This is a genomic window from Azospirillum sp. TSH100, assembly GCF_004923295.1.
Classification (GTDB): domain Bacteria; phylum Pseudomonadota; class Alphaproteobacteria; order Azospirillales; family Azospirillaceae; genus Azospirillum.
The window spans coordinates 208,644-231,535 of the sequence record NZ_CP039634.1 but is presented as its reverse complement, the minus strand read 5'-3'; the positions used below and the strand labels follow the sequence as shown (position 1 = coordinate 231,535).

Annotated in this window: 23 protein-coding genes; 7 read left to right on the top strand and 16 right to left on the bottom strand. The window is 67.0% G+C overall.

The annotated features are described in order from the left end of the window. Window positions 1-8 precede the first annotated feature (8 nt). The 3 genes from nifB to nifA form a co-directional block, all read right to left on the bottom strand. Window positions 9-1,574, bottom strand: a complete 1,566-nt coding sequence (gene nifB, locus E6C72_RS01145) for a nitrogenase cofactor biosynthesis protein NifB (protein WP_199228971.1) — start codon at window positions 1,572-1,574, stop codon at window positions 9-11. A gap of 184 nt (window positions 1,575-1,758) precedes the next feature. Beyond that, on the bottom strand, window positions 1,759-2,658 hold the full coding sequence (locus E6C72_RS01140; RefSeq protein WP_247876110.1) for an adenylate/guanylate cyclase domain-containing protein: 900 nt from the start codon (window positions 2,656-2,658) through the stop codon (window positions 1,759-1,761). A 135-nt stretch (window positions 2,659-2,793) separates the two neighbouring features. Beyond that, window positions 2,794-4,677 (bottom strand): nif-specific transcriptional activator NifA, encoded by a 1,884-nt coding sequence (gene nifA, locus E6C72_RS01135; RefSeq protein ID WP_109864987.1) that lies wholly within the window; start codon window positions 4,675-4,677, stop codon window positions 2,794-2,796. 350 nt (window positions 4,678-5,027) lie between these two features. On the opposite strand from nifA, the gene E6C72_RS01130 reads away from it, so the two are divergent. From E6C72_RS01130 to E6C72_RS01120, 3 genes are read left to right on the top strand one after another with little or no spacing between them, the layout of a single operon-like run. After that, a complete protein-coding gene (locus tag E6C72_RS01130; protein WP_136700622.1) occupies window positions 5,028-5,732 on the top strand; it encodes a TetR/AcrR family transcriptional regulator in 705 nt (234 codons plus the stop codon). Then, the gene (locus E6C72_RS01125) at window positions 5,729-6,712 is read left to right on the top strand and encodes an HlyD family secretion protein (RefSeq protein ID WP_109444184.1); all 984 of its coding nucleotides are present in this window, start codon (window positions 5,729-5,731) and stop codon (window positions 6,710-6,712) included. Before E6C72_RS01130 ends, E6C72_RS01125 begins: the two co-directional genes overlap by 4 nt. Continuing rightward, window positions 6,709-7,683, top strand: a complete 975-nt coding sequence (locus E6C72_RS01120; RefSeq protein ID WP_109444183.1) for an ABC transporter ATP-binding protein — start codon at window positions 6,709-6,711, stop codon at window positions 7,681-7,683. Before E6C72_RS01125 ends, E6C72_RS01120 begins: the two co-directional genes overlap by 4 nt. A 4-nt stretch (window positions 7,684-7,687) precedes the next feature. On the opposite strand, the gene E6C72_RS01115 is transcribed toward E6C72_RS01120, so the two are convergent. Continuing rightward, window positions 7,688-8,056 carry a hypothetical protein gene (locus tag E6C72_RS01115; protein WP_247876085.1) on the bottom strand — a complete coding sequence of 123 codons (369 nt, stop codon included), beginning with the start codon at window positions 8,054-8,056 and terminating at the stop codon, window positions 7,688-7,690. A 463-nt stretch (window positions 8,057-8,519) separates the two neighbouring features. Between E6C72_RS01115 and E6C72_RS01110 the strand changes: the two genes are divergently transcribed. Both E6C72_RS01110 and E6C72_RS01105 read left to right on the top strand, forming a co-directional pair. Beyond that, the gene (locus E6C72_RS01110; RefSeq protein ID WP_042443767.1) at window positions 8,520-8,744 is read left to right on the top strand and encodes a hypothetical protein; all 225 of its coding nucleotides are present in this window, start codon (window positions 8,520-8,522) and stop codon (window positions 8,742-8,744) included. Window positions 8,745-8,918: 174 nt separating this feature from the next. After that, window positions 8,919-9,182 (top strand): hypothetical protein, encoded by a 264-nt coding sequence (locus tag E6C72_RS01105; RefSeq protein WP_109444182.1) that lies wholly within the window; start codon window positions 8,919-8,921, stop codon window positions 9,180-9,182. 12 nt (window positions 9,183-9,194) lie between these two features. Here the strand turns inward: E6C72_RS01105 and E6C72_RS01100 are convergent, their stop codons facing one another. Then, window positions 9,195-11,357 carry a hybrid sensor histidine kinase/response regulator gene (locus E6C72_RS01100; RefSeq protein WP_247882062.1) on the bottom strand — a complete coding sequence of 721 codons (2,163 nt, stop codon included), beginning with the start codon at window positions 11,355-11,357 and terminating at the stop codon, window positions 9,195-9,197. Between the two features lie 210 nt (window positions 11,358-11,567). Continuing rightward, a complete protein-coding gene (locus E6C72_RS01095) occupies window positions 11,568-12,371 on the bottom strand; it encodes a molecular chaperone (RefSeq protein ID WP_247876083.1) in 804 nt (267 codons plus the stop codon). 291 nt (window positions 12,372-12,662) lie between these two features. Here E6C72_RS01095 and E6C72_RS01090 point away from each other — a divergent pair, with 291 nt between their 5' ends. Beyond that, complete coding sequence (locus tag E6C72_RS01090; protein ID WP_109444180.1) at window positions 12,663-13,052, top strand: carboxymuconolactone decarboxylase family protein; 390 nt, start codon at window positions 12,663-12,665, stop codon at window positions 13,050-13,052. Window positions 13,053-13,058: 6 nt separating this feature from the next. Here the strand turns inward: E6C72_RS01090 and E6C72_RS01085 are convergent, their stop codons facing one another. Further along, complete coding sequence (locus tag E6C72_RS01085) at window positions 13,059-13,331, bottom strand: hypothetical protein (RefSeq protein ID WP_109444179.1); 273 nt, start codon at window positions 13,329-13,331, stop codon at window positions 13,059-13,061. Window positions 13,332-13,449: 118 nt separating this feature from the next. After that, entirely contained in the window at window positions 13,450-14,109 is a 660-nt protein-coding gene (locus E6C72_RS01080; RefSeq protein WP_109444178.1) for a LexA family transcriptional regulator, read from the bottom strand. A 93-nt stretch (window positions 14,110-14,202) separates the two neighbouring features. Between E6C72_RS01080 and E6C72_RS01075 the strand changes: the two genes are divergently transcribed. Beyond that, window positions 14,203-14,400, top strand: coding sequence for a helix-turn-helix transcriptional regulator (locus E6C72_RS01075; protein ID WP_109444177.1), 198 nt, complete (start codon window positions 14,203-14,205; stop codon window positions 14,398-14,400). 70 nt (window positions 14,401-14,470) lie between these two features. On the opposite strand, the gene E6C72_RS01070 is transcribed toward E6C72_RS01075, so the two are convergent. From E6C72_RS01070 to E6C72_RS01035, 8 genes are all read right to left on the bottom strand, one after another. Further along, a complete protein-coding gene (locus E6C72_RS01070) occupies window positions 14,471-15,406 on the bottom strand; it encodes a ribose-phosphate pyrophosphokinase (protein WP_109444176.1) in 936 nt (311 codons plus the stop codon). Window positions 15,407-15,608: 202 nt separating this feature from the next. Then, window positions 15,609-16,376: a peptidoglycan editing factor PgeF gene (pgeF, locus tag E6C72_RS01065; protein WP_109444175.1), complete on the bottom strand. Its 768-nt coding sequence runs from the start codon at window positions 16,374-16,376 to the stop codon at window positions 15,609-15,611. A 131-nt stretch (window positions 16,377-16,507) separates the two neighbouring features. Beyond that, window positions 16,508-17,662 (bottom strand): class I SAM-dependent methyltransferase, encoded by a 1,155-nt coding sequence (locus tag E6C72_RS01060; RefSeq protein WP_247876082.1) that lies wholly within the window; start codon window positions 17,660-17,662, stop codon window positions 16,508-16,510. Next, a complete protein-coding gene (gene lgt / locus E6C72_RS01055) occupies window positions 17,646-18,467 on the bottom strand; it encodes a prolipoprotein diacylglyceryl transferase (protein ID WP_109444173.1) in 822 nt (273 codons plus the stop codon). The genes E6C72_RS01060 and lgt overlap by 17 nt, the downstream gene beginning before the upstream one ends. Window positions 18,468-18,478: 11 nt before the next feature. Continuing rightward, on the bottom strand, window positions 18,479-19,465 hold the full coding sequence (gene rfaD / locus E6C72_RS01050) for an ADP-glyceromanno-heptose 6-epimerase (RefSeq protein WP_109444172.1): 987 nt from the start codon (window positions 19,463-19,465) through the stop codon (window positions 18,479-18,481). Window positions 19,466-19,589: 124 nt separating this feature from the next. Continuing rightward, on the bottom strand, window positions 19,590-21,293 hold the full coding sequence (leuA, locus tag E6C72_RS01045) for a 2-isopropylmalate synthase (protein ID WP_109444171.1): 1,704 nt from the start codon (window positions 21,291-21,293) through the stop codon (window positions 19,590-19,592). Window positions 21,294-21,718: 425 nt separating this feature from the next. Further along, window positions 21,719-22,441 carry an LrgB family protein gene (locus E6C72_RS01040; RefSeq protein ID WP_109444170.1) on the bottom strand — a complete coding sequence of 241 codons (723 nt, stop codon included), beginning with the start codon at window positions 22,439-22,441 and terminating at the stop codon, window positions 21,719-21,721. Further along, window positions 22,438-22,833 (bottom strand): CidA/LrgA family protein, encoded by a 396-nt coding sequence (locus E6C72_RS01035; protein ID WP_109444169.1) that lies wholly within the window; start codon window positions 22,831-22,833, stop codon window positions 22,438-22,440. The genes E6C72_RS01040 and E6C72_RS01035 overlap by 4 nt, the downstream gene beginning before the upstream one ends. Window positions 22,834-22,892 lie beyond the last annotated feature (59 nt).

Sequence of the window (22,892 nt, the reverse complement as noted above, 5' to 3'; positions counted from 1 at the left end):
AAGGGGGATCAGGCGCGGCGCGCGGTCAGCGCCCCGGTGCGGATCACCGCGTCCTGGCCGGCGCGGGACTGGACGACGCCCTGGCCGAGCCGCTCGGCGTAGTCCTTGAAGTAGGCGAGCGCCGATTCCTCGATGTAGTCGAAGGCGAAGCGGTCGACCGGCTCGATGCCGGCATCGGCCAGCGACTTGGACGGGCAGCCGCCGATCTTGGCGACGAACACCGCGGTGCAGTCGTTGATCGCCGCCAGCACGCCGTCCAGCGTGTCGACGTCGCCGGAACCGCCCTCGCAATACTGGTCTACGCGGCGGTGACCGACGAACTTGGCGCCGTTTGGGCCGACCTCGTAGATCTGGAATTCCTTGGCGTGGCCGAAATGCTCGTTGATGCGCTCGCCGCCCTTGGTGGCGACGGCGATCAGGATCGGATCGACGGTGAAGCCGATGCTCTCCTGGACGTCGGCCTGGGCCGCCGCCTTGGAGGCGTTGCGGCCGGCGCGCTCGGATTCGACATGCTCGCGGTAGGTGCGGCGGGCCTCGTCGTCATACTCGACGAAGCCCATCGCCTCGATCTTGTCGGCGGTGAACTCCTCGCCGCGGTCCTCGCCCAGCAGGCCGACGGCGTCGGCGCGGCACTGGCGGCAGTGGCGCATCAGCTTGGCCCCGCCCTCGCAGGCGTCCTGCACCACCTTCAGCTCCTGCGCGGTCGGCCCGCGCTGGCCGTTCAGGCCGAACCAGGTGCCGTGGGCGGGGTCGGAGATCAGCGGCATGATGTTGTGCAGGAAGGCGCCGCGGCTCTTCACCGCCTTGTTCACCTCCAGCAGGTGCTCGTCATTGACCCCCGGGATCATGACCGAGTTCACCTTCACCAGGATGCCGCGCGAGGTCAGCATCTCCAGCCCCAGCATCTGCTGCTCGTGCAGGATCTTGGCGGCGTCCAGCCCGGTCCAGCGCTTGTGCTTGTAGAAGATCCACGGGTAGATCTGCGCGCCGACCTCGGGATCGACCATGTTGATGGTGATGGTGACGTGGTCGATGTTGTATTGCGCGATGGTGTCCACATGGTCGGGCAGGGCCAGACCGTTGGTGGACAGGCACAGCTTCAGGTCCGGCGCCTTCTTCTGCAGCATTTCGAAGGTGGCGAAGGTGTTCTTGCCGGCGGCCGCCAGACTGTCGCCGGGGCCGGCGATGCCGATCACCGACAGCTGCGGGATTTCCTGGGCGACGGCGAGGATCTTCTTGAGCGCCTGATCGGGGGTCAGTTTTTCGGAGACGACGCCCGGCCGGCTCTCGTTGGAGCAATCGTATTTGCGGTTGCAGTAGTTGCACTGGATGTTGCAGGCCGGGGCGACCGCGACATGCATGCGCGCGAAATAGTGATGCGCCTCTTCCGAATAGCAGGGATGGTTCTTCACCTTTTCCCACACCGCCGGATCCATGTCGGCCGGACCGTCGGACGATCCGCAGGACGACGACGAACAGCCGGACGCCGCCTCGGGTGCTGCCGGCATCACGGCTGGCGGGGCCAGTTCTCCCAACCCGAAGATGCTGTCGAGCGAAACCACGTTGCCCATCATCCACTCCTTCCCTGCCGTGCCGGACGACACCGTTGGACGAAATGGAGAAAAGCAAGTTCGGGGCCAGAGTGGAAAATGTAATGGTTACAGAGGATTGGGTGGAATTGTCGGCGTAGCGGACGCTGTCGTCATTGCGACAATGGCGGGGTGGGCGGAGGGCTTTGTCGGGGTGCCGACAAAGCTGTCAGGCCAACTCGCCGCGGAAGGCGACGACATGGTCCTGCCCCTCGTCCAGGGCTTCCGCCCCGAAACCGATCAGGCCGCTGCCGACCAGCTTGGTCGCATCGCGGCGCAGCACCACCGGCGGCGACCCGCCGCTGCGAATGAAGGTGCCGTTGGTCGAATGGTCGGTCAGCACGAAGCTTTCGCGGGTGAAGTCGATCACCGCATGCTGGCGCGAGGTCTGGCGCGATGCGATGCGCAGGCCGCTGCTGTCCTCCCGCCCGATGGTGACACGGGGCAGCGCCCGGCTCAGCGTGATGTCCTGGCCGCGATAGGAGAGGTGCAGGGTGACCATCCTATGGCCGGCCTCCGACACCAGGGAGAAGCCCAACGTGGTGCTGTCGATGGCGTCGTCGTCAGCGTCATCGACGGTCCTGATCTGGTGGACGCGGATCGGCGCCGTCTTGCCTTTCATCGTGACGTTGCTCAGCGGCTTGGTCCGGCCGCGCGGATCGGCCGACAGCCCATCGACCAATGCCTGCGTCGCCAGGATCTCGCCGGGCCGGGCGATCTGCTGGACCCGGGCCGCCACGTTGCAGGCGTCGCCATAGAGGTCGCCGACCCCTTCGATCACCGAGCCGAAATGGATGCCGATGCGCAGCCGCAGCCCGTACTGGTCCTGGATGTCGATCATCGCGCAGGCGGTGCGGGCACTGTCGTCGCACTGTGGGAAGGCGGCGAGCAGCCCGTCGCCCAGGCTCTTGATGACGCCGCCGCGATGCTCCTCCACCAGCCGGCGCAGATGGGCCAGAACCCGCTGCGTCAGCGCGGCCGCGGTGGCGTTGCCGATGCGCTCGTACAGCATCGTGCTGTCGGCGATGTCGACGAACAGCAGGGCGAGTGGCTTCTCAAGCGAAGGCAAGACGGAAATCCGTTCGATCGGGGAGCACGCCATCGAACCGAAGGCCCGTCAGGGTAACATGAAACCGCGGTGGGGCGCGATGGGCAGGGATTTCCGCCAAGCCCCCGGTCGGTCTCCGGACCCTTTTGATGCCGCTTAGAACCTTTTGATTTCGATGTTGTACTTGCGCAGCGCGTAGCTCACCTGACGCGTCGTCATGCCCAGCAGCCGGGCGGCCTTTGCCTGCACCCAGCCGGTGCGCTCCATCGCCCAGACCAGCCGGTCGCGCAGCGGCCCCGACTCCGGCTCGTCCAAGGGCAGGTCCGGACCGGCCGATGCCGGATTCAGGGCCGGTTGCGGGGCCGGAGCGGAGGGGACGGGTGCCGAGGATGCCGTCGGCAGAGGGTTGGGCAGAGGGAGGATGGCCGAGGGCGGCAGCGGTTTGGAAGCGCCACAGGCCGGCGCCGGTCCGGCGGAACAGCCCGACGCGCAGGCCGGCCATTGTGCCCCGTTCGCCGTTCCGTTGTGCGGTGCCGGCATGGCTGGCGGCATGGTGGGTGGGACCGCGGACGGCTGTGCGCGGCCCTGCGCCGGGTTGGTCACGGCGCCGCTCATCGATGGAGCCAACCCGCCGACGGCGGCGCCCATGGTGCGGTACTGGAACAGCACCGAAGAGTTGCACAGGTTCATGCTGCAGGACAGGTCGGGCACATGGATGGTGCCGTTGCGGCATTGGGTCGCCGCGCGCTCGATGCAGTTTTCCAGTTCGCGCACGTTGCCGGGCCAGGTGCAGCGGTTCAGCACCTCCAGGGCTTCCGGCGCGATATCGAGGTTCAGGCCATTGTCGCGGCCGAACTTGCCGACGAAATGCTTGGCCAGCATGGCGATGTCGCCGCGCCGTTCGCGCAGCGGCGGCAGGTGGATCGTCACCACGTTGATGCGGAAATACAGGTCGGCGCGGAATTTGCCGTGACCGACCGCCTCCTCAAGGTTCAGGTTGGTTGCGCAGATCAGCCGCACGTCGGTCTTGATCGTCTTCGACCCGCCGACCCGCTCGAACTCCTGCTCCTGCAACACGCGCAGCAGCTTGGCCTGGAAGTTGGAGGAGATGTCGCCGATCTCGTCGAGGAACAGCGTGCCGCCCGACGCCAGTTCGAACCGGCCCTTATGATCCTTCTGCGCGCCGGTGAAGGACCCCTTCTCGTGGCCGAACAGCTCCGATTCCAGAAGCGCTTCGGGCAGGGCGGCGCAGTTGACGCGGATGAAGGGGGCGTCCTTGCGCGGCGAAAGGTTGTGGATGGCACGCGCGATAAGCTCCTTGCCGGTGCCGCTCTCGCCGCGGATCAGCACGGTCGACTTGAAGGGCGCCACCCGGTGGACCTGGGCCAGCACGTCGACCATGTTGGGGCTGGTGCAGACCACGTCGTTGACCGGCGCCACCACCGGCCGCAGCTCCTTCTGGACGCGGAAGGTCTCGCGCATCATGAAGCGCCGCTCCTCCGCCACTGTCCGGTGCAGGCGCACGGTCTGGCCGATCAGGTTGGCGACCATGGTCAGGAAACGGACGTCGGAGCCGAAATGGCCGCTGGGGCCGTCGTCGGAGATGCGGTCGATGGTCAGCACGCCGATGACGGTGCCGGCCGCCTTGATCGGCACGCCGACCAGCGAGGCCACCTGTTCGTCGAGATCGTCGCGCCCGCCGGAGCGGTTGTTGAACAGCGGCTCTTCGGCCAGATTGGGCACGACGGCCGGCATGCCGGTCTTCAGGATGCGCCCGCTGATGCCTTCGCCCTGGTTGTAGTCGATCTCCTGCGCCGGCGAGTCCTTCGGCAGCCCCTGCGCGGCGACGAGCCGCAAGGCCCCGTCCTCACCCTGGAGGTAGACCCGGCCGCGATGCATCTGCAATTGGTAGGACAGTGCCCGCAGCACCTCGCGAAGGGTCTGCTCCAGGTCCAGCGACGACCCGAGGATCTTGCTGACCTCGTAGATCGTCAGCAGTTCCAGGCTGGAGGAGGACGCGGACTGGGCAGCACTCGGCATGATCGATCCCCTCGCTCGGCTGGGGACCCGGGCATGGTCTGGACGGTATGGTCCAGGCGTCACAATGCGTCGGGTCCCGGCGTCAGCGCCTTGATCCGTACCTCCCGAAACTGCGGCGACCGTTGGTCCGGCCACGCTGTTCATGCGCTGTTTTGAAGCCTGTCTTCCAGGCCGGGTGCGGCCGCGACTCCATTCGTACGCTGCCAGCCGGTGGAAAGTTTCCGTGACTGCTCGCCGAAAGGCAAGACCTTTTGCATAGATTTCGCTGCGCCGCACAATGGCCTTGGCCATTTGTGAAGCGGCCGGACTCATGCTAATAACTGACTGGTCAGTTAGAAAAGGGGTGTGCCATGCCCGCCCGCCCGCCCGATCCAGGACCGGAATCCTCATCCGATGGCGACCTTCCGCGCTGGCGTCGCCGCAAGGGCGCCCGTCCGCAGGAGATCGTCGCCGCTGCCATGGAGGTCTTCGCCGAACGCGGCTTTGCCGCCGCGCGGCTGGAGGAGGTGGCCGCCCGCGCCGGCGTCAGCAAGGGCACGCTTTACCTCTACTTCCCCAGCAAGGACGAGCTTTTCAAGGCGGTGATCCGTGCCGCCATCCTGCCCAACCTTGAACAGGCCGAAGCGCTGGTCGCGGCGGTCGGCGGCCCCTGCTTTCCGTTGCTGGAGCGGCTGCTGCGCATGGTGGCTCGGCTGATCGCGACGACCCGAATGGCGGTGATCCCGCGGCTGGTGATCGCCGAGGCCGGCAATTTTCCCGAGCTTGCCGCCTTCTATCACCGCGAGGTGATCCGACGCGGCTTCGGCGTGGTTGCGGCCCTGCTGCGGCGGGGAATCGAGAGCGGGGAGTTCCGGGAAATGCCGATCGACCCCAACGTGCGTCTGATCGTCGCACCGCTGCTGATGAGCGCGGTGTGGCGGACCTCCTTCGATGGTGTGGATTGCGAGCCGACGCTGGACGTGACGGCGCTGGTGGAGGTCCATCTCGGCAATCTGCGCCGGGTGCTGCTGAGCGATGCGGGAGATAGGGCAAGGGCAGGGGAGGATGCGCCATGAGCGGATTTCTCGGAAGCATCCTGGACGGTCTGGCGGGCTTGGCACTGGCGATCGGTCTGCCCTTCGCGGCAGGCGGGGCGCCGCCGCTCGCCCATGGCTATGTGGAGGGGGAGTATCTGCGCATCGCCGCTCCCGGTGCCGGCATGCTGGAAAGCCTGTCGGTCGTCCGCGGAGCGCGGGTGGAGGCGGGGGCTCCGCTGTTCGCCATCGACCGCGCCACCGCCAGGGCGGAGCGTGACCGGCTGGCGGCGGCACTGGCCCAGGCGAGGGCGCAGCGCGCCGACCTCGCCACCGGCAAGCGGGCGCAGGAGGTGGCTGTACTGACCGCGCAGAAGGCGCGGGCGGAGGCCGCTCTGCGCTATTCGGCATCCGAGTTGGCGCGGCAGCAGGAACTGGTCGCGCGCAAGGTCTCCTCTCCCGACAAGCTCGATCAGGCACGCGCCGCCTTCGACCGTGACCGTGGACAGTTGGCGGAGGCGGAGGCGCAGCTTGCGGTCGCGGCACTCCCCGCCCGCCCCGAGCAGCTGCGCGCCGCCGACGAGGCGGTGACCCAGGCGGACGCGGCGCTTGCCCAGGCGGAGAGGCGTCTGTCCGATCTGGCGCCGGTCGCTCCGGTGGCGGCCCTGGTGGAAGATACGCTGTACAATCCAGGCGAGTGGGTGCCGGCCGGCTCCCCCGTCGTGTCGCTTCTGCCACCGGAGCGGGTGAAGCTGGTGCTGTTCGTGCCGGAGACCGCCATGGCGGGGGTGGCGCCGGGCGGTGCCCTGTCGGTGCGTTGTGACGGTTGTCCGACGGGCTTGTCGGCACGGGTGACGCGGGTCGCCTCCCAGGCGGAATACACCCCGCCGGTGATCTACAGCGTCGGCAGCCGGGAAAAGCTCGTCTTCCGGGTGGAGGCTGTACCGGACCGGCTGCTGAACCCAGGCTTGCCGGTGGATGTATGGACGGCCACTGTTTCGTCGGCGGGGGCGGAGCAATGACGGATGCGTCCTCTCTAACCGGCGGCCCGGCGATCGACGTGCGCGGGCTGGTCAAGCGATTCGGCGGCAAGACCGTGGTCAACGATGTGTCGATCCGGGTGGAGGCCGGCGAGATCTATGGCTTTCTCGGCCCCAACGGCTCGGGGAAGACCACGACGATCCGGCTGCTGTGCGGCCTGCTGACCCCCGATGCGGGAGAGGGCACCTGTCTTGGCCTCGACATTCGGCGGCAGAGTGCGGCGATCAAGCGGCAGGTCGGCTACATGACCCAGAAGTTCAGCTTCTGGGAGGATCTGAGCATCGCCGAAAATTTGGACTTCGTCGCCCGCATGTACGACCTGCCCGATCGTCGACGGCGGGTGGTGGAGGCGCTGGACCGGCTGGGTCTGTCCAACCGCCGCACGCAGCTGGCGGGGGAACTGTCGGGCGGCTGGAAGCAGCGTCTGGCACTGGCCGCCTGCATCCTGCACGAACCGAAGCTGTTGCTGTTGGACGAACCGACGGCGGGTGTCGATCCCAAGGCGCGGCGGGAATTCTGGGATGAGATCCACCGGCTGGCCGGGGAAGGGCTGACGGTGCTGGTCAGCACCCACTACATGGACGAGGCGGAACGCTGCCACCGCATCGCCTACATCGCCTATGGCACGTTGATGACGCACGGAACGGTCGATCAGGTGATCGCCGGATCGGGACTGCACACCCGTCTGGTGGCAGGCAACGGCCTGCACCGCATCGCCGCGGCGCTGGACGGTCAGCCGGGGGTGGAGATGGTCGCTGTCTTCGGCAGCCGCCTGCATGTCAGCGGCACCGACGCCGCTGCCCTGGATCGGGCGCTCGCCCCCTGGTCGGTCCCATTGGAGTCGGGGCGACTGGGGACGAGGCAGCCGGAGCTGCGGATCACCGCGACGGAACCGACGCTGGAAGACGTCTTCATCCACCTGATGAACCGCAGCACCGACAATTTCCGGTGACGGATTACTCGCTCTGTGCCGAGGTGACGCCGGTGTTCTTGTTCCACTTCAGAGTCAGCTTGGAGATCTGGCACAGGTTCAGGCCCTGCCACACCGCCGACTCGCCATCGTCATAGACGACCTTCATGTCCCACTTGCAGGTCTTCTCGGCCTTCGCGAAAGCAACCTCGAAATACTCGCCGTCGTTCAGGACGTCGCGGCCGAGGATATCCTCGTCCCAGCTGTTGTTGTTGTTCTCCGAAACGTAGATGTGCTTCAGCGGGTAGCCGGTCTTGTTCACGATCGTGAAGTCCTGCTGCCCGGCGAACGCCGCGCCATGCATCAGAAACAGCGAGGACGCAACGAGCAGGGCCTTGGCGGCAACGTTCTTCAAGATGATCTCCATGCGGGAAAAATTTAATCGTGATGAAATCTGTGCATCGCAATCGAGAGTCGTCAACCATTGAGTTAACCCAAGAGGTTGTTGCGACACTGAAGTATTATTTCTTCTTTTTGTAAGAAAACAACCGGTGGCGGTGCTTCCGATATGGTTTCCGTCCACCACCGGTCAGCGACAACGCACCGTCGGAGCGTCAGCCGCTTCACTCAGGCTGGAAGTGCCGAGCCTTGGGAAAAGCCATCCTGTGGGCGCTGGCCTGCGGATGGCGATGGGGGCTGTTCGTCGGTTGCAAGAGGCCAATGGTCGCAAGCGCTTGGCGCGTCGTGATCTTTGTCGCGGCGCACACAATGTGGTACATGATGGATACCGGGCCGCAAGGCCGGGCAAGATCATGACCAAGTTCTGGACCGCAGCCGGTCCCGCCGGGGCGGTCCCAATCCAGGGGAAGGAACAACGCATGTCGGGTTTCAAGGACGCGCCGCCGGATGACCGGTCTGAACTGACGCCGGAGCAGGAAAGCGCCATCCGCATCGTCGCCAACAACCTGCATCGCCTGAACGACGCCGTCGTCAAGGCGGTCGAGGCCGGCGTGACGGTCGAGCTGATGCGCACCGCCCGCTACCACAACGAGACCGGCAACTGGGGCGACCAGCTCACCCCGGTGATCCGTCCCGGCAAGTGATCCTTTCCGGCCGATCCGGCCGGAAGCTTGGCGAAAAGGCCGCATCCGTCCAGCGGATGGCGGCCTTTTTTCGTATGCCGACAAAATTTCCCTGTTGACGGAAGAAAGGCTGGTCGCCGACTGCGGTGGGCACAAACTTGTTGGGCATTCCGCTATCGATGCGAGGCCTCAGCCATGCCGTCACGCGACCCCGAACGGCGCGAAGCCGCCAGCCGTGAACAGAGCGATCGCAGCACCGTTCAGTCCGTTGCCGATCTTGATTCCGATCTTGATGCCGATGTCGGGAGCCGGCCGTTGACGCCGGGGGAACTGAACGCGATGTGGAAGCTGAACCGTCTGGAGCAGCCGACATTCGACGATCTGACCCGGGGCCTGTGCCTTGGTCTGGTCTGGTGCATGGCGATGTGGACGCCGATGTTCGTCAGCGCGCTCACCTGACACCCCCGCCGGTCATGCCCGGGTCAGGGAGCGGATGCGCGCCGCCAACTGGTCCGGGGTGAAGGGCTTGGCCAGGACGGACGCGGTGTCCGCGCCCATCGTGGCGAGCGATTCCGGGCTGTATCCGGACGCCAGCAGAACGCGCAGCTGCGGCCAGTTCTCGCGGATGTGCCGGGCGAGGTCGACGCCGGAAACGCCGCCCGGCATGACGACGTCGGACACCACCAGATCGAAGTTCCGGTCGGTCTCCAGCAGCCTCAGCGCCGTGACGCCGTCCTCGGCGGTTTCGACCGTGAAACCCTCCTGGGTCAGTCCCTCCACCGTCGCCATCAGCACCAGCGGATTGTCCTCGACCACCAGAACGCGCAGCGGGCGTGGATCCGCGGCCGGCGCCGGCGGTAGGGGGCGCGCCGCTTCCGGCCGGAGGTCGGTCAGCGGCAGGTCGATGCGCACACGCGCGCCCTCGCCGGGCTGACTGTCGATGGCGGCGCTGCCGCCGGACTGGCGGGCGAAGCCATAGACCATCGACAGGCCGAGCCCGGTTCCCTTGCCGACCCCCTTTGTGCTGAAGAAGGGATCGAAGGCACGGGCAATCACATCGGCCGGCATGCCGGCGCCGGTGTCGGAGACCTCGATGCGGGCGGTGCGGGGCTCCGGGCCCGGGGCTGCGGCGATCCGGATGCGGCCACCGCCGGGCATGGCGTCCCGGGCGTTCAGCACAAGATTCAGCACCGCCATTTCCAGCTGCACCGGGTCGACCGCGACCGCCATCGGTGCGGTGGCGATGTCCCACTCAAGCGTGACCTCTGCCCGCAAGGAGCGTTCCAGCAGGTCCCCCATCCCGCGCAGGCTGTCGCCGAGATCGACTACGGTCAGATTGACCGCATCCTGGCGCGAGAAGGACAGCAGTTGCCGTGTCAGCTTCTCCGCCCGTTCCAGCGCGGTCCGTGTTCCACTCAGGAAACGCTGGCCCTCGGCGGGCAGATGGCGGCCCAGCAGATGCAGGTTGGCGAGTGCCGCGGTCAGCAGATTGTTGAAGTCATGCGCCACCCCGCCGGTCAACTGGCCGAGCGCTTCCATCTTCTGGCTCTGGCGCAGCGCCTCCTCCAGCCTTTCGCGGTTGCGCACCTCGTCCGCCCAGCGGCGGACCGCAGCATGTTCGGAGGCGGCGCGGCTGTAGGCCAGCCAGGCGATCAGCGCCAGGGCCAGCGTCGCCGGCGCGACGAAGGCGGCGTCCAGCGCCATGTTTCGCCACCAGGCGCGGGTGACCTGCGTCTGGTCCAGCCCGTAGACGACATAGATCGGAAAGGTGCCGACCCGCTTGTAGGCGAACACGCGATCCAGCCCCTGCACATGGCTGGCGTCGGTGCGGAAAATCCCCTCGTCCGGCTGGCGCTGGATTTCGGCACGCAGTCCGCGGTCGGCCGGCAGGGTGGGCAGCGCCGCATTCGGCCGCGTCGGGTCCAGCGTCGGGAACCGCATCAGCATCACGCCGTCGTCACGGATCAGCGCGATGGATTCCCCGTCGCTGCCGATGATCCGCCGGTAAAAGCTGGCGAAGTAATCGGGATTGACGATCGCGGCGATCATCCCGTCGAAACCGCCAGCGGAACCGTCCGGACCACTGCGGCGCCGGCTGATGCCGAAGCTCGGCTTGCCGGTGGCGGGATCGGCGACCGGCCCGGCGATGAGCAGACCGGAGTCCCGTTCCCGCTGCTCGCGGAAGTCCGCCCGTTCGCCGACATAGGTGTTGCGCGCTGGAAAGACGAGGCTGGAGTTGCGCACATGGCCGTCGGGGTCGGTCAGTCCTATGGCGCCGATCTGGTCAAGCTCGCCTTCCAGGGTCTTCAGGTAGCGGTGCAGCGGTTCCGACTCGGCGATCTCGCGCCACGTCTGCCCATGGATGCGTTCGTCGACCCGGTCCAGCACCTGCGCCATGGTGTCGAACACCTTCAGCACATGTTCGTGCAGGATCAGTGCGTTCTTGCCGCTGCTGCGCTCGACCTCCTCCTGCGCCTCCCACCGCTCGCGCCAGCCGATGCCGGCGAACAGCACGAGCGGCAGGGCAACCGACACAGCCAGCAGAAGGCGCAGAAGGCGCAATGACCCTCTGCGGTCGGTCCGGCTGTCGAGGTTGCGAAAGGACATCACCAACCATTGAAAAAAGCGGATCATGCCGGCCCCCGAGGGCACAGGGCGGCAGTACGGAGTTGCGGCAGGGGCGGGTCCGCCTCGGTCACCATGGACGAAGCATCGAGGGGCGGGCAACTCAGACTTTACGGCAGGGATGGGTGGCTCGGTGCCCAGTCCTCAACTTCAGGCCGTCCAAGGTTCGGTCATTCGGACTCCGGCCGCTCGCGGCTCGACGGCGCACAGTTCGACCGGTCACGGGTCGCAGGTGCAGGCGCGGGGGAAGCGCCCTTCCGTCCAGCGGCGTCGGCGGCGGGCGTCGGCGCCCTCCTCGACTGGACGGGGCAGTCCGCAAAGCTCAACGAGCCGATCCCGCAGGTCGTCGAGTTGGGCATTGGTCAGGATGGCGATACCGGCGAAGAAAGGCTCCCGGCAACGGGTGGCGACCCGGCTGCAGAAATCAGGCGCCCAGGGCAGGAGGTGTCGGTCGAGGAAGCACAGAGCGTCGAGCGTGCGCCCGCGGTCGAACAGCGCGGCCAGCACAGTCAGCTCCGCAGCGATATGGTCGTCCGCCACGCCATCCAGCGGCGGTCGGCGCAGTTCCGCCTCCAACTCCGCTCCCAATCCGGTCCGCCAGCGCCGTAGGGTGGCGGCGGCATCGGCCCGCATCTCCTCGTCCAGCCAAGGGCCTTCGGTCGGGCAGGTGCGCAATTCGCCGGTGCGGTGGATGGCGGCGAAATCGGCTGTCAGCGCGGCGAGGCTACGGCGGGTGATCCGTTCCGGCAGGTCGCTCACCACCTCGTCCACCAGAGCGGCGGCCTGGAGGGCGTCGTCACGGTCGAGCGCCAGCGGACCGCGACCGACCGGAGCATCGCGCAGCGATTCGAGCAGGGCGGGCGTCGGTTCCTCGGCATGCAGGCGCGCGAGAAGGCGCAGTGCCTGGGCGGAAGCGGCCAAATCCAGATCGATTGGGACGGGGGCCTTGGCAATGCCGGACCCGTCCTGACGGGATGGTGACGCCTGATGTGACAGGGCGACCTCCAGTACCGTGCTCTCCACGCTGTTCCTCCCGGCAGTCGGACCGGATCGGACATGTGCCGGGGCCGGGCCGCATGGGAACGCTGCACGAATGGATTTCGTGTCTTATGGAATTCTTTCAGCGCCGCAGCTTCCGGGCGGATCTGTTGTCCGAACGTTTGCGCGATCTGTTGCAAGTCTCTACTACCAGGGCGACCAGCACTGGTCAATGTGGCCGATGGATGAGGGAAAGACATAGGCGGGCTGTTGCCTTGCGACAGGATGTCCGGCCTTATCGCAAGTCACGCATCCCACACAGGAGGTCCCATCGCCATGCCGCTTCCCCTCATCGAACAGGCCGATGCCGCACCGGAGGTCCGCGCCGTCTATGACGACATCAAGGCGACGCGCAATGTCCCCGACGTGAACAATTTCTGGAAGGCGATCGCCCATCACCCGCCGACCTTGGCGCGGACCTGGGACAGCCTGAAGGAGGTGATGGCACCGGGTGCGCTGGATCCGCTGGTGAAGGAGATGATCTTTGTCGCGGTCAGCGTGACCAACAATTGCCAGTATTGCATCCGTTCGCACGAGGCGGCGGCGCGCCGGCTGGGCATGACCGACGCACAGTTCGGCGAACTGATGGCGGTGGTGGGCATGGCGAACGAGACAAATCGTCTCGCGGTCGGCTATCAGGTCGAACTGGACGAGCGGCTGAAGTGAAACGCATCAGGCGGCGCGCGGCCGAGTCTGCGTCGCCTGTTCCAGCCGGCGTTGAGGCAGGCCGTTGATCAGGTCGCTGCGCACGGTGAAGTGGGCGATGCTGCGGCCGTCGCCGATGTCCTCGCTGGAGATATGTTCGACCCGAACCTCCACATCCCAGCCGATGTTGGCCCAGGCGGCGCGGATTCGCCGGGCCAGCTCACGGGCGCCGCGCTCGCTGAAGCTATCGAGCCGACCAGCCGACGGGCCGGGATGGAAGCGGGGGTAAAGCCGGGGCATGGCGATGTCTCCTCGTTCGGCGAAGGTGCGCTGGCGTATCCGGCGCATCGTCGGGCAAGGAATAATCCAATATGGATTATATCGGCCAGGAAAAGCTGATACCGGAACGGTATGGGAGTTAGGGCTCCTGCAAGCCGACCACGGTGTGGAGGGTGTCGATTTCCTCGAGCGGCACGGAGAATTCGCGGTCTGCCGGTCGGTATTCCCGCAGGATCACGACATCGGTACCACGCCGCACGAACTCCTTCACCAGCACGGCCTTGTTGCATTTGACCATCACCACCCCGGCCCCCGGCGCCGGGGGCTTGTGCGGATTGACGTGCAGAAGCTGCGCGGGCCGGAAGCGCGGCATCATCGACTCGCCGACGACATACATGGCGTACGGATCGCGCGCGTTCTTCAGATAGTCGGGACGGGCGATCCAGTCGATGGGGCCATCTTCCAGAAACATCTCCTGGTCCACCCCGCCGCGTGCCGCCGCCCGCACCGGCATCGACGCGGTGGCCGGGACCTGCGGAACCGCCGCGGCCCGAAGCAGCGGGGGAAGCGGCGGCCGGGCAGGCCGTGCCGCGGTCCCCGAGGCCGCCGGCAAATCGAGGCCGAGCAGGACCGCCGGCTCGACGCCCAGCGGACCGGCAAGCTTCACCGCCCAGTCGACGGTCATCTTGCGCTGGCCGGTCTCCAGCTTGTTGATCTGAGGCTGGGAGGTGCCCGCCAACTCGGCCAGCTTCTCCTGGCTCAGTCCGGCGGCCTGCCGCAGTTCGCGCATTGTGGTCATGGGCCGTTCATACCAAAACGGCTTTGGAAAGTCCATCTCGATGGAATAAATCCAGTTGCGCGCAGAAGCCGCCCTGGTCTAAACCATTGCGGTATGACGCTCGATGACTGGCTTACCCGGACCGCCACCAAGGAAGAGGCCTTTGCCGCCCTGATCGGGACGAGTCAGGCGACGGTCAACCGTTACCGCCATGGCCGCCGCGTTCCCCGTCCCGCCGTGATGGCCCGCATCGCCGCCGCCACCGGCGGGCAGGTGACGGCGAACGACTTCCATGGGCTGGGCGGGGGATGAAAGTTGCCAGCACGCAGTAAAAAAGGCCCTCTCCCACCGGGAAAGGGCCCTTTCTGAAGAACAGCCGTTCTTAGGAGAACAGGCTCGACACCGACCGCTCTTCGCTGATGCGCATGATGGCTTCGGCGAGCAGGGGGGCGATGGTCAGCTGGCGGATATTGCGCGACACGCGCACCGCCTCCGTCGCCTGGATGCTGTCGGTGGTGACCAACTGTTCCAGCGGCGATACCGCGACGCGGGCGACCGCCCCGCCCGACAGGACGCCGTGGGTGCAGAAGGCGTGGACCGACTTGGCGCCGGCCTCCATCAGCGCGACAGCGGCGTTGCACAGCGTGCCGCCCGAGTCGACGATGTCGTCGATCAGGATGCAGCGGCGGCCGTTGGCGTCGCCGATGATGTTCATCACCTCCGACACGCCGGCGCGCTCACGCCGCTTGTCGATGATCGCCAGATCGGCGTCCAGGCGCTTGGCCAGCGCGCGGGCGCGCACCACGCCGCCGACGTCCGGCGACACGATGGTGATCTCGTCGATGCTCTCGAAGGACTGGCGGATGTCCTTCTCGAAGACCGGAGCGGCCATCAGATTGTCGGTGGGGATGTCGAAGAAGCCCTGGATCTGACCGGCGTGCAGGTCCATCGTCAGCACGCGGTTGGCGCCGGCCTGGGTGATCAGGTTGGCGACCAGCTTGGCCGAGATCGGCGTGCGCGGGCCGGTCTTGCGATCCTGCCGGGCGTAGCCGTAATAGGGAATGACCGCCGTGATGCGCCGGGCCGACCCGCGCCGAAGCGCATCGATCGTCACCAGCAGTTCCATAAGATTGTCGTTGGCCGGAGCCGAGGTCGACTGGACGACGAACACGTCCTCGCCGCGCACGTTCTCCAGGATCTCGACGAAAACCTCCATGTCGGAGAAACGGCGCACGCTCGCTTTCGTCAGCGGCACGCCGAGACAGGTGGAGATCGCCTCGGCCAGCGGACGGTTGCTGTTGCCGGCAAGCACCTTCATCGGGGTCGGCTCTCTTTGCAGGGAAACGGCTCAAGGCACGTTCGCCGCTTGCGCGCCGGCGCCCCTTGAAAACGGGGCGGACCATAACAAAGGGCCGGCCCCGTGTAAACGTTCCATGACGGTCGGGTCTTTCCCCATTGGGGAATGCCGCCCTGCGCAGGCGGCATGACCATCGATGGAGCGGACGCCCGCCTGGTCCTGTTCAGTTCTGTAGGACGATGGCCGAAAGGCCGCGGCCGTAATCGGGCTCTCCACGAAGGCAGGAGCGGCGGTAGCTGAAAAAGCGGTCCTCCTCCGCCACCGTGTCGTTGGGACAGCGCTGGATCACCGTGACGCCGGAGTCGCCCAGCCGGCGCGTGACATAAGCGGCCAGATCGAACAGGAAATGGCCGGGCTTGCGGGCGGGGGCGAAATAGTCGCGGTTGCGCGCGTCCTCCTCCTCGAACGGTGTGGGGAACTCGGGCCCCACCTCGTAGGAGCGCTGGGCGATGCAGGGGCCGATGCAGGCGACGATGCGGTTCGGCTTGGCGCCCAGTTCCACCATGCGGGCGACGGTCGCCTCTATGACGCCGCCCTTGGCACCCTTCCAGCCGGCATGGGCGGCACCGATCACCCGCGCCTTGCTGTCGGCGAACAGGACCGGTGCGCAGTCGGCGGTCAGGATGCCCAGTGCGATTCCCGGCTGCCGGGTCGCCATCGCGTCGGCTTTCGGCGCCGTCTCCGGCGTCCACGGCTCTTCAACCACAACGCAGGTTGGGCTGTGGACCTGATGGCAGGTGATGAGGTTGCCGGGCGCCACCTCCATGCGGGCGGCGGCGCGGGCGCGGTTCTCATGCACGGCCGCGGCGGAGTCGCTGGACCCCAGCCCACAGTTCAGCGAGGCGTAGAGTCCAGTGGAAACCCCGCCGGTACGGGTGAAAAACGCATGTCGGATGTGCGTGATGTCGTTCAGCGCGCCGAGTGTGATCACGAACGCCGTCCTTCCCTGTTCTGTGGCCCTTCACCGCCCAACAGGGCTGGTGGCCGCGATGCACGGTCCGCCGGGATTGTCTTGATGGCGGTTATGGTGCTGTGTCTCTAACCGGTTCGCGCGTCCGCCGGTCAGAAGCCGGCCGGCGGGGCGTCGGCGAAAGCTCCGGGCGTGGCGAGCGCCACCAGTTTGAACAGCCTGCCCATTTGCGCAGGATCGATCAAGCGGTCCAGCGCGCCGCGGATGTCCCGCGCCTGCGCCGGATTGGCCTTCGCCGTCAGGGCGGCCGCCCGCTGGCGGATGCCGAGCCGGGTCAGCCACTCCCCCTGTTCGACCGGCGCGAAGGATTGGGCGCCGCCCTCCCGCGCCGCGCCGGCGATGGCGGCGAAATCGACATGGGCCGTCAGGTCGGCCTCGCCCGGAGCCTCCAGCACGGCGGCGTAGGCATGGCGGCGCATCGCCTGGAGCGTGTCGCCGACCGCCGGACCCTGGACATACCCGTAATCGATGACCAGCGCCGCGCCGGGGGCCTCGGCCAGCCGGCTGCCGATCAGCCGTGCCACCGCCTGCGAGGCGGGGGACACCTCGACCACGCTGCCGTCCGGCGCATCGCGCAGAGCCTCCGGCACCAGCCGGTTGCCGGAACTGCCGAAGGCCTCCAGCACGAAGCGGAAGCGCGGGGCGTCCTCCGTGCTGTCGGGCTCGACATCGACCAGCCGCTCGAACCAGCCATAGTTCGTTTTCTGCACCTGACGGATCGGCAGGGCGTCGAAGAACTCATTGGCGATCAGAATGGTCGGGCCGTCCGGCACATCCTCCAGCCGATCGTGCCAGTGGATTGCATCGCCGACTATTGGCTGGAGCGTCTGGCGCTGCCGCTCCCGCAGGGCCGGGCTGGTCTCCACCAGATGGACGGTCGCATTGTCGCGGAACAGCGGCAGCACCGCCGCAGCCCGCAGCGCGTCGGCCATCAGAGTGCCGCGCCCCGGACCCAGCTCCACCAGATGGAAGGGGCCGGGACCGCCAAGCCGCGCCCAGCTGTCGACGCACCACAGCCCGACCAGCTCGCCGAACATCTGGCTGATTTCCGGCGCGGTGGTGAAGTCGCCGCCTTTGCCGAACGGGTCGCGGCGCATGTAATAGCCGAAGCGCGGATGGCCCAGCGCCTCCGCCATGAAGGCGCCGACGCTGATCGGGCCATCCATGACGATGCGGCGGGCCAGCAGATGGGCGAGCGTATCCGGGCCGGCGCTTTCCTCCGCCATGGCGTCAGGCCGGGATGGCATGGCGCCGGCCGCGCAGGACCAGCCACAGGCCGATCGCCACCATCGGCAGCGACAGCAGCTGTCCCATTGTGGCGCCGGCGAACAGGAAGCCCAGCTGCGGATCGGGTTCGCGGAAGAACTCCACCGTGATGCGCGACAGGCCGTAGCCGATCAGGAACAGCCCGCCGATCGTGCCCGGCCGGTTGCGCAGCGCCGGGCTGCGGATGGCGATCGCCAGCAGGATGAACAGAACCACGCCCTCCAGCGCAGCCTCGTAAAGCTGGCTGGGGTGGCGCGGCACCTGGAGCGGATCGCGTGGGAAGACCATGGCGTAGGCGAAATCGGGTGCCGGTCGGCCATACAGCTCGCCATTGATGAAGTTGGCGATGCGGCCGAAGAACAGGCCGATGGGGGCGCAAGCGGCGATGATGTCGCCGAAGACGAAGGGCGAGATGCCGCGGCGCCAGCAGAACAGCGCAATCGCGGTCAGCACGCCAACCATGCCGCCATGGAAGGACATGCCGCCATGCCAGACCTGCACGGCGTCCAGCGGATTTTCCAGATAATAGGGCAGGTTGTAGAACAGCACATAGCCGAGCCGCCCGCCCAGGATGGTGCCGATCACCGCCCAGGTCAGGAAGTCGTCGAACTCCTCGGGGTTCGGCCGCCGGTCGGGGTCGAGCCGCGCCAGCCCCAGGCAATAGCGCCAGCCCAGCACGAAGCCGGCGAGATAGGCCAGCGCATACCAGCGGACGACGATGGGGCCGAGGGAAAAGGCGACCGGGTCGATGGTGGGGAAGGCCACGACGGGAAGGGTGGCGAGCATGGGAACTCCGGTCAGCGATACGGGTCGGGCTGGGACAGGAAATCCTGCACATAGCGCCGGACACCCTCTTCCAGCTCGGTGAAAGGCTGGTCGAACCCGGCGGCGCGCAGGCGATCCGTCGTCGCCTGCGTGAAATATTGGTATTTGCCGCGCAGATGCCCGGGCATATCGAAGTACTCAATCCGGGGGGGCAGCCCCAGGGCGGCGAAGGTCGCCAGCGCCAGATCCTTGAAGCTGCGCGCCTTGCCGGTGCCGACATTGAACAGGCCGCTGACCTCGGGATGATCGTAGAGCCACAGCATCACGGCGACGCAATCGTCGACATGGATGAAGTCGCGCAGCTGGCCGCCATCCTCGAAGCCGTCCTTGTGCGACTTGAACAGGCGCGCCGGCTCGCCGGCCGTCAGCTGCGGGTGCAGCTTGGCGACCACGCTCATCATGTCGCCCTTGTGGGCTTCGTTGGGACCGTAGACGTTGAAGAATTTCAGCCCGGCCCATTGCGGCGGCACGAGGTCGCCGCCGGCGACGGCGCGGGCGACGCGGCGGTCGACCAGATGCTTGGACCAGCCATAGGCGTTCAGCGGCCGCAGCCGCGCAAGCCCGTCGCAGGAACCGTCATCGTCGAACCCGGCGGAACCGTCGCCATAGGTCGCGGCGGAGGAGGCGTAGATCAGCCGGCAGCCGCGCCAGGAACACCAGCGCCACAGGTCCAGCGTCAGCGCCACATTGTTGGCGACGATCTTGTCGACGTCCCGCTCGGTGGTGGCGGAGATGGCGCCAAGATGGAAGACGGTGTCGATCTCGGCGGCATGCTGGTCGAGGAAGGCCAGCGTCTGTTCCGGCGGCACCAGCGTGGCGACCTCGCGCTTGGCGAGGTTCTGCCACTTTTCGCCGTCACGGAAGCGGTCGATGACCGCCACGTCGGTGATGCCGCGCGCAGCCAGAGCCGCGACAAGGTTGGACCCGATGAAGCCGGCCCCGCCGGTGACCACGATCATAGCGCTGTCCGCTGTTGCTCGACGCGTTTCGTGGGGACTTATAGGCGGGGAGGCGCGTGGGGGCAAGTTAATGGCCCTCTTCCTTCCGCTCGTGAGAGCAGGCGGGAGAGGGCCGCAGTGCTGCTTACCGCGTCGCCCGATTGGCGGCACTCACCAGAGCCCGCAGCGAGGCGGTGACGATGTCAGCGTCGATGCCGACGCCGAACAGGGTCTTTTCGCCGGTCTTCACCTCGACATAGGCGCAGGCTTGGGCGTCCTCGCCGGAGCCGATGGCGTGCTCGCGGTAGTCGACGACGTGCAGGTCGGTGCCGCAGCCCTGGCGCAGGGCGTCCAGGAAGGCGTCGATCGGGCCGTTGCCCTTGCCCTTGGTGGTGATGATCTCGCCGTTGCGGCGCATCACCACGCTCATGGCGCGGGCACCGGAGTTGGGGCCGCGCGGCTCGGTCGAATGTTCGACCAGTTCCAGCGGTGTGTCGGCGTCCAGATACTCGGCCTTGAAGGCGGCGTGAATGTCGGCGGGCGACAGCTCCTTGCCGGTCTCGTCGGCGACGCGCTGGACGACCTTGGAGAACTCGATCTGCAGGCGGCGGGGGATCTGCAGGCCGTAGTCCTTCTCCAGTACATAGGCGATGCCGCCCTTGCCGGACTGGCTGTTGATGCGGATCACCGCTTCATAGCTGCGGCCCAGGTCCTGCGGGTCGATCGGCAGGTACGGGACCTCCCACTTGCCGGTGTTGGACTTGCTCAGCGCCTTCAGCCCCTTGTTGATGGCGTCCTGGTGCGAGCCCGAGAAGGCGGTGAAGACCAGTTCACCGGCATAGGGGTGGCGCGGATGGACTGGCAGCTGCGTGCAGTATTCGGAAACGCGGACGATCTCATTGATGTCGTCGATGTTCAATTCCGGGTCGACGCCCTGGGTGAACATGTTCAGCGCCAGCGTGACGACGTCGACGTTGCCGGTGCGCTCGCCGTTGCCGAACAGGGTGCCTTCGACGCGGTCGGCGCCGGCCAGCAGGCCCATTTCCGCAGCGGCCACGCCGGTGCCGCGGTCGTTGTGCGGGTGCAGCGAGATGATCGCCGATTCGCGGTTCTTCAGGTTGCGGCAGAACCACTCGATCTGGTCGGCATGCACGTTGGGCATCGACATCTCGACCGTGGCCGGCAGATTCAGGATGACCTTGTTGTCGGGCGTGGCGCCCCAGGTCTCCATCACCGCCTCGCAGATCTCGACCGCGAAGTCCAGTTCAGTGCCGGTGAAGCTCTCCGGCGAATATTGCAGAACGATCTCGGTCTCCGGCGTCTCGGCGGCCAGTTGCTTGACCAGCTTGGTGCCGGCGACGGCGATGTCGATGATGCCCTGGCGGTCCAGCCCGAACACCACACGGCGCTGCAATTCGGAGGTGGAGTTGTACAGGTGGACAACGGCGCGCTTGGCGCCCTTGATGCCCTCGAAGGTGCGGCGGATCAGCTCCTCACGCGACTGCGTCAGCACCTGGATGGTGACGCCGTCGGGGATCTTGCCCTGCTCGATCACTTCGCGGCAGAAGTCGAAATCGGTCTGCGACGCGGCGGGGAAGCCGACCTCGATCTCCTTGAAGCCCATGCGCAGCAGCAGTTCGTACATGGCGCGCTTGCGGTCCGGACCCATCGGCTCGATCAGCGCCTGGTTGCCGTCGCGCAGGTCGACCGAGCACCAGATCGGCGCCTTGTCCAGGGTGCGCGACGGCCACTGGCGGTCGGTCAGCTTCACCTGGGGGAAGGGGGCGTATTTGGACGGGGACTTCGGCAGGGTCGGGATACCAGCGTTCGTTTGGGTCGCGGTGCTCATGGCGTCGTTCGGCTCCAGTGGCGGCCCCGGGCTCTCGCTGTTCTGTGCGGGCGGGGGCGGCGGATCGGATTTTGAAAGGCGGAGGGACCGGCGAGGGGTACGGCCGCGGAGCCGCCGGATGTGGCTCAGCGACCGCTGCTAAGTCGCAGTCCCGGCCCCGGCCGGGCGACGCCGATGGAGGCGCCTTTGAAAACATCGCTCATGGAACAGACACTTCGACCGATGGAAATGGTGTGCGAACGCGACAAACCCGGACGCTTAAAGCGCCGGGCCGAGAAGTCGAAGAAGGGCGTTCTGACGGTCGATGGTGTTCATGGGGCGCACTGTGCGCAGGTGCGGCATGGCTGTCAAGCCTGGATTGGCGAAAAACGGACTGCGGGATGCACCAACCATCGCCCGGTGCCTGCCCCAGATCAGCCCGGGCGTCAGCCCCAAAACAAATGGTACAGTGTCGGCAGCAGCAGCGCCGTCGCCAGCCCGTTCAGCCCCATGCCCAGCCCGGCGAAGGCGCCCGCCACCTCGTTGACCTGCAAGGCGCGGGCGGTGCCGATGCCGTGCGCCGCCACACCCATCCCAAAACCGCGCGCGCGCCAGTCCTTCACCCGCACGAGGTTCAGCACCCAGGTGCCCAGGCTGGCGGCGACGATCCCGGTGATGATGACGAACACCGCAGTCAGCGACGGCAGTCCGCCGATCTGCTCCGACACGCCCATGGCGATAGGGGAGGTGACGGATTTCGGCGCCATCGACAGGATCGTCGCCTTGCTGCCGCCGAACGCCCAGACCAACGCCACGGCACTCAGCGCCGAAGCCGCCGACCCCGCCAGCAGCGCCACCACCAGCGCCAGAGCCGAGCGACGGACCTCCTGGAACTGGTTGTAGAGCGGAATGGCGAGCGCCACGGTGGCCGGACCCAGCAGGAAATGGACGAACTGCGCGCCGTCGAAATAGGTGCGGTAGTCGATGCCCGACAGGCTGAGCGTGCCGGCGATCAGGACAACGGCGATCAGCACCGGGTTCAGCACCGGGCGCCGGCCCAGCCTCTCGAAAATCCACAAGCCGATCTGATAGGCGACCAGCGTCAGCGTCAGCCCGGCCAGCGGGCTTGCCGACAGATAGACCCAGATCTGGTGAAGGTCGGCGCTCATGCCCTGTCTCCCTTGGCCGGCTCTTCTGCCGCTTGCTCCTCCTCCAAACGCGGATCGGTGCGGCTCAGCAGGAAAGCCATCAGCTTCGCCGTTACCGCGATACCGAAGAGCGTGCTGCCGAACAGGGCGACGACGATTGGCAGCGCCTCCGTCTCCAGGCGGGTGACATGGACCATCACCCCGACGCCGGCCGGCACGAACAGCAGGGAGAGGTGGCGCAGCAGCCCGCCCGCCGTGTCCTGCACAGTGTCCGGCACGCCGCCACGCAGCAGCAGGCCGGCAAACAGCAGCAGCATGCCCAGCACCGGGCCGGGAATCGGCATATGCAGCAGGCGGGCGGCCAACTCACCAGCCAATTGGCAAAGAAGCAGGAGCGTCAGGGTTCCGAGCATCGCGGACTCCGAGGGAAGGGGCGCGCTGCGTCCCTTCTACCGCAGTTGCGAAGACGGCG